At 30.9% G+C, this 4,660-nt stretch carries 9 protein-coding genes; all 9 read right to left on the bottom strand.

Annotated elements, in window-relative coordinates; all coding sequences use genetic code 11:
• On the bottom strand, positions 1 to 326 hold a 326-nt coding region (locus AC1DSB_RS14705; protein WP_477586978.1), incomplete at its 3' end, for an SMI1/KNR4 family protein.
• Between the two features lie 162 nt (positions 327 to 488).
• The gene (locus tag AC1DSB_RS14700) at positions 489 to 923 is read right to left on the bottom strand and encodes a hypothetical protein (protein WP_477586977.1); all 435 of its coding nucleotides are present in this window, start codon (positions 921 to 923) and stop codon (positions 489 to 491) included.
• A 196-nt stretch (positions 924 to 1,119) separates the two neighbouring features.
• Positions 1,120 to 1,278: a tRNA U-34 5-methylaminomethyl-2-thiouridine biosynthesis protein gene (locus tag AC1DSB_RS14695; protein WP_477533450.1), complete on the bottom strand. Its 159-nt coding sequence runs from the start codon at positions 1,276 to 1,278 to the stop codon at positions 1,120 to 1,122.
• A gap of 210 nt (positions 1,279 to 1,488) precedes the next feature.
• The gene (locus tag AC1DSB_RS14690) at positions 1,489 to 1,830 is read right to left on the bottom strand and encodes a hypothetical protein (RefSeq protein ID WP_477586976.1); all 342 of its coding nucleotides are present in this window, start codon (positions 1,828 to 1,830) and stop codon (positions 1,489 to 1,491) included.
• 214 nt (positions 1,831 to 2,044) lie between these two features.
• Entirely contained in the window at positions 2,045 to 2,437 is a 393-nt protein-coding gene (locus tag AC1DSB_RS14685; protein WP_477533365.1) for a hypothetical protein, read from the bottom strand.
• A gap of 94 nt (positions 2,438 to 2,531) precedes the next feature.
• On the bottom strand, positions 2,532 to 2,900 hold the full coding sequence (locus AC1DSB_RS14680) for a hypothetical protein (protein WP_477586975.1): 369 nt from the start codon (positions 2,898 to 2,900) through the stop codon (positions 2,532 to 2,534).
• 463 nt (positions 2,901 to 3,363) lie between these two features.
• Positions 3,364 to 3,657 carry a hypothetical protein gene (locus AC1DSB_RS14675; RefSeq protein WP_477533356.1) on the bottom strand — a complete coding sequence of 98 codons (294 nt, stop codon included), beginning with the start codon at positions 3,655 to 3,657 and terminating at the stop codon, positions 3,364 to 3,366.
• Between the two features lie 70 nt (positions 3,658 to 3,727).
• Positions 3,728 to 3,940 (bottom strand): hypothetical protein, encoded by a 213-nt coding sequence (locus AC1DSB_RS14670; protein WP_477533357.1) that lies wholly within the window; start codon positions 3,938 to 3,940, stop codon positions 3,728 to 3,730.
• Positions 3,941 to 4,122: 182 nt separating this feature from the next.
• On the bottom strand, positions 4,123 to 4,660 hold a 538-nt coding region (locus tag AC1DSB_RS14665), incomplete at its 5' end, for a hypothetical protein (RefSeq protein ID WP_477586974.1).

Raw genomic sequence — 4,660 nt, 5'->3', positions numbered from 1 at the left:
GTAGCAATATTTACTGCATCTATTAATGAGGAAGGCTTTTTTCCCCAATCACTCAACCAATAATCATTATGTTCAATATCAAAAATAATGCCTTCTAATGTCCAGTTCAATCGGTTAGTTATGCTTTCAATATTTTCTTTACTTTTATCGATCCAGTTTACAAATCCTTTCGATATAGGTAAGGCAAACATAATGAATTCTTTTAAGTCTGGTGGTAACTGAATGTTGTATAATTTCTCTATTTCATCTATTTCTTTTTCCTTTAATCCTATTGTAAACTCCACACCTTTTTCCTTTAATTTATTTACTATATGAGCTGAATCCATTTATGTTCATACCTCCCTAAAAAATTGTTCAGAAAATCAAATCATATTCTGTACATTCAATTATCATTACTTCCTTTTACTAACCTGCTGCTTAGCTTTAGTTGAATAAGAAAAAAGAGCTACTAAATGCAGCCTGTAATCCTTTACTAAAGCACCCGTTAGTTAAGAAGTTAATTCCAGAAAACTCTTTTCCACAGCCTCATTAAATGAGCATTCTAGGTAACTTTTAAATTTTAATCTGAACTCATTTGGTTGGTGCCAAACTAATTCATCCGTACTGATTTTTCCACTTGTTTTCTCACAAATAAATATTATTCCTTYATAAAATGCACGCTTATCTACAAATAAAGCATCATCTGCAATATTAACGAAGACTCCATTTTCTTTAGTGATTTCAAAATTAATATGTTCAAACGATTTGTTTAACCCCCTCCATCTGTTATCATCTAGCCATTTATCCCAAGATAACATCAGGCAGTTGAATTCTTTTAAATCAAAAGCGTGAGAAATATTATTAGCATTTTCCCACATCACCTCTTTTAACTCGTTACGGGAAGGAAGAGCATTTAAACTATCTGTACTAACAAATAAGTTCATATAATTTTTACCCCTAATTTCTTATTATTTTCTCCACATCCTTATTCAACTAAACTACCCCGTTAGTTCAATAAGAAAATGATCCGCCTAAGCAACCAAATGCTCTTCAACTAAAGCACCCGTTAGTTAAATATCGTTAATGACAAAAAGAATCGTTAGTCCTTTAGTATGTACCCTCAAACAATCAAAAAATCTGTTACTCTGAAGTTTCTTTCTCTTTCTTACCAATCCCAAATCCAAGCACAATACCAATAATAAGTGTAGTTAAAGAAATCATTTCAAAATCTTTTGTAATGAAACTGAGTACTAACCACATTACTACTGCCCCTAAAATTGCTAAAAATAAATTTTTCATAAGTTACCTCCCATACAGTCTGAATTGTTTTAGTATTATCACTAAGTCGTTCTCATTAAACTGGTTATTGAACTAAACTGCTGCTTTACTTTAATACATTTGAAACAATTGAGGTTCCAATTTTAAATAAATTTTCTATTTAAAATAAGCATAAATCCATTTTGCTTATTAAACTAAACTGCCCCGTTAGTTGAAGAAGAAAAACCATATTTATTCACCTGGCATATGCCCAATTACCTTATTGGTGTTAGGGTCAACAAATATTGATGGTGAAGCTATTGCATCTTCTAAAGTAACAATTAATATTTCTTTGCCAATATAATTTTCATCTAAAGTTTTATACCTATCATCAGCAATCGTTTTCTTTATTGATGCACTTTCCCAGTCTTCTTTGGAATAATCCCATCCTTCCTCATCGATGTAATTCCCTACAACTGCTCTGATCTCTCCGTAACTCTCACTATCTTTGACATTACCTTCATTATTGTTGTTCGAACACCCTACAAAAAGTGATAACGAAATTAATATTAAAAATAAAAATTTTATTCTCAAAATTAATTACCTCCCTTTATTAAAAATTGCCTTCTTACATTACCTTCGATATTGTTTGAAAAATCACCTTTAACTAACCTGCTGCGTCAGTTGAATAAGAAGGCAATATTTAAAGTTATTGGTTGAATTTGTATAGAAAAATGTGCTTGGAAATGTATCGCCAAGCGCATTTATTTGACAGTTTTTTTTACTAAAGCACCCGTTAGTTAAGTTATTACAAACTAATTTCTTCACCTATACTTATAGCACGAAAAGGATTTCTTTCCTTTGATTTTAACGATTCAATAAAGTCTGAAGTTAAGTCCTCTTTGTTAATAATTATTCTTGTAGAACCAGATACTACACCGTTTAAAAAAATGGGTTCAATAGATTCTGGATTCTTAAGTCGTTCATAAAAAAAACTGTCTAAAACAATAGTTACATAACTAAAATTGCCTGTATTGTTAGTGAATTGATAGTTAACTTCAATAATAAGTTCGTCATTGTTTTCCTCTATCTCATAGATGAAACTTTTTACTTCTGCACTTTTATTAGGAAATAAAATCCACACTAAGCACAATAAAAAAATCACAGATATAATGAAAATTATTACTTTGTTTCTTTTCAAAAATTCACCCCCATTTTATTTTATTAAACTGCACCGTTAGTTCAATAAGAAAACAGGCTTCACTCCTTAATGAAGTAAAGCACCCGAAGAACATTTAATTCGCTAACTTCAGTTTTTTCTTTTGTTGGAATATCTCAAAAACACTAATAGCGATGACAATCCATAATAGTGGGTTTCTTAAAGTAATTCCTATGTGTGAAGATCCACCTAAGATAGTAAATAAAACGACTAACATAAACAGATACAGTAAGGTAATGATTTGATAACGTAATATTTCCATGGAGTCCTCTTTTTGGATTCTATTAGAAAAAATACTAGCTAACACAATAATAATTATCAAAGTGATAAGCAATGGTTTTGGAATGATTATTAAGTTGTTGAACGGCGAAAAAAAATCATAGGCTAATAAAACTGTCATTGCAAGAAGCATAAGTAACATTAGTGCGAAATTTAATTTCTTCAAATCTTTTCCCCCTCATCTTATGTATTTTTACGTTCTTCCAAAAAAATGGTTTCACTCTTATTGAACTAACCTGCCCCTTTAGTTCAATAAGAAAAAAGGCTTCACTCCTTAATGAAGTAAAGCACCCGTTAGTTGAAGAAGAAATAAGTTGCTATTTTTTTACTGAAGTTATCTTTACAAGGAAGAAAGAAATTACCAAAGAAATGAATCCAAATATAAAGACTTTTAGCCAAGATATTTCTAGATTGAAAGGAGATATTTCCTCCATATTAAAAGTGTATAAGGACCACCATTCATCCCCTGTCGACAGAAAGACAGAAGCAAACAACCAAATACCAAATAACATAACAGCATTTACAAGCCAAAGGATTATATTCATGTTTCACTCCCCAATTTAGCCTCTTTACAATTAATTCAATTTAGCATTCTTGTTCAACTAACCTGCCCCGTTAGTTGAAGAAGACTATATAATCAGCCAATCATTTTCTTTTACATTGTAATCTTTCATAGCACTCTCTATTGCTTCCTTAAAGGTGTAATAAACTGTGTCTCCTATTACTTCCCATTCTGCATCACAAGAGAATAAGTAAAACTCTTTACTTCCTTCATACTGGCAGATAGCAATAGCAGTAATAGATAATTCATCAATTATCTCGTTTATATCGTTGATTGTTCCAACTATCCCATATTGATTAGAAACAGAATTTGTAGTGATAAGTATTACCTTAGCACCGTCTAATTCAGTTGGAAAATTCATATAAAGCCCTCCTCAATATCCTTCGTTCTTATTCAACTAACCTGCCCCGTTAGTTCAATAAGAAAAATGTTTATCTTTTTCGCTTTTCTAGCCAAGGTCGAATTTTCTTTTCAATTAATTTAACTCCAATATAAGCATCCAAGACACCAACTAATAAAGCAATAATAATCATACTTATACCAGTAGCATCAGCATTTACAATCGGTTTAAAAATCCCAAAAACGACAGATAAAAAAATGGGTAATGTTATTACAACCCAAACAACTACAAAAATATTAACCACTTTAAATGCCTCTTTTAATATTTATTTTAGGATAAGATAAAAGTTATTCTTTCGCTAACATGCCCCGTTAGCTGAAAAAGAAAAAAGGGCTACCAAAGCAGCCCAAGGATTTTTACTAAAGCACCCGTTAGTTGAATAAGAGAAGATTCTTAAGCAATTAAATAAGTCGACCCATATTATTTTTATATTATCTTTTGTTCTAACTTTTTAATTACTTTAAGAATTAAATCCCGGTTTTTAGCTGACTTCATCCATAAAGGTAACCTACTTTCCACGCTAAGGTAATACGGATGATTTTCTCTTAGTTCGGCTTCAATATAGTTTTTGAGATATTGAAGATGCTCAAGGTTATATGCCCACAAAATATGTTCCCGGAAAGGAATTTGTAAGAGAAGAGGATATCCAAAATACCAATCAAATGCTCCCCCAATGTTAATAAAACCTTCTTTAAAAGTCTTCTCATATGATATTTTGTTTTGGTTGAAGTTATTTTTCTTCGGTACAATATCCTTAGTTAATCCGCAATGTAAACAAGTAAATCTTTTAGTTACGTCTATTTGATAAGGTTRATGTTCTCCAAGTGATAAAACTTTTGCTTGTTTACTGCAATTTGGGCAAATCACAAGAAATTGATCACCAAAACTTTCTAACATACGGTTTTGGTTATTAAATTGTTTTTTCATTGGTACACACCTCAACTTAATTAATAATAAAAAGTAC

This window comes from Paenisporosarcina sp. P4_E4_2 (assembly GCF_056401595.1).
This window is presented reverse-complemented; position numbering and strand designations above follow the sequence as displayed.